The 1370-nt window shown below is 35.7% G+C and carries 2 protein-coding genes; both read right to left on the bottom strand.

Annotated elements, in window-relative coordinates; genetic code table 11:
- Nucleotides 1-139: 139 nt before the first annotated feature.
- The gene (locus G8761_RS26670) at nt 140-526 is read right to left on the bottom strand and encodes a hypothetical protein (RefSeq protein ID WP_166030952.1); all 387 of its coding nucleotides are present in this window, start codon (nt 524-526) and stop codon (nt 140-142) included.
- A 201-nt stretch (nt 527-727) separates the two neighbouring features.
- Nucleotides 728-1147: a DUF5412 family protein gene (locus G8761_RS26665; RefSeq protein ID WP_275940749.1), complete on the bottom strand. Its 420-nt coding sequence runs from the start codon at nt 1145-1147 to the stop codon at nt 728-730.
- Nucleotides 1148-1370 lie beyond the last annotated feature (223 nt).

Here is a 1370-nt window from a genome sequence, read left to right as displayed (position 1 = left end):
CTAGCCTTTACCAGAGAAATGTAACCATCCTCCATTTAAGCTAGAAACATTTCGCACAGCTAACCTGCCCCGTTAGTGCCATAAGAAAAAGGCTGCCGCAGCAACCCTTGTTATTGAAGTAAAGCCCCCGTTAATTAGTTTATTTGCATAATGATTCTACTTGTTTCTCAAATTCAATATTTTCTTTAAAGAACACACCATTTAACTTTAATATCTTAAAGTCACCAATTTCTTTTTCATTACGGTAAGCTTTAACTATGCAACCGTTGTAAATTAAAAGGAGTTCTCTATCCTCTTGATTTTCTTCACGAATAAACTTTATTTTTTTAACTTTATCAATCCATTTATTAACATCTTCAATGTTACTTATTTCAATAAGTCCGCCATCTTTTTCTTTTACTTGGATTTTTGTTATGTAATTAGCTGGATAGATTGACTCAAAAGAAACTCCATCTTCTTTTTTTTGACAAGATACCTGAGTCGCTATTGAAACTAGTAAACAAGCGTACAAAAGAAACCTTCTCAAGGAACTTTCCTCCTCTACCCCTAAAAACAATACATTTTATTTGTTAGACGATTAAGGAATATGAAAAGTTCCATTCCCCGTTGTTTAACTAACCTTCCCCGTTTGCACAATAAGAAAACGGGATGGTCGCAGCCATCCCATTTTTAACATAAGCACCCATATGTTTAAGTACATTTCTTCACATTTAAGCTATTAGGGAATTTAATGCCTTTCATAACAAGTTTCATATTCATCTTTCATAACCCAACTAGCACAGGCTGCACCCGATTCATCATAAATTTCTTTTCCTATGGTTAATTCAATGCTTCGGTTTTCATTTGGAAATCCTGGTTCCTCATTAGTAATGTTTAGTGTTTCATCGTCTACCCAATTCATAGAAAAATTACTTTTCCCTGGAGCATAATAAACAGTACGAATCTTATTGTCCTTACCTTGAGTAATTTCAACCCAAACATTTACACCACCCGCTGCTCCACCATACGTTTTATAATATGAATTCGCTGTATACTTTCCATTAGGAGATTCCACAGGACCTACAAAAAACTCTCCTTTATTAAACTCAAATGTATAGGCAAATTTTTTATATTCGAACATACAAATCATACTAAATACTACGAACAAAAGGATTTTATATCTTACCTAATGCTACGCAACCAACCTATCCCCCGTTTCCTGTGTGCTTTTTCTTCTTTAGCTAAACTGTCCCGTTAGCCTTCCATGAAGCGCAAAAATCGGCGCTTCACCACAGAGAATGAAAATGGTCACACTCCGTCAATACTGATTCTACGGCTGGATGAGGAAGGTCGATGAACTATGGTGCGTTAGAGCCCATCCGTTAGTCTGA

Origin of the sequence: Neobacillus terrae, from assembly GCF_011393025.1 — a bacterium.
Lineage (GTDB): Bacteria > Bacillota > Bacilli > Bacillales > Cytobacillaceae > Neobacillus_A > Neobacillus_A terrae.
This window is presented reverse-complemented; position numbering and strand designations above follow the sequence as displayed.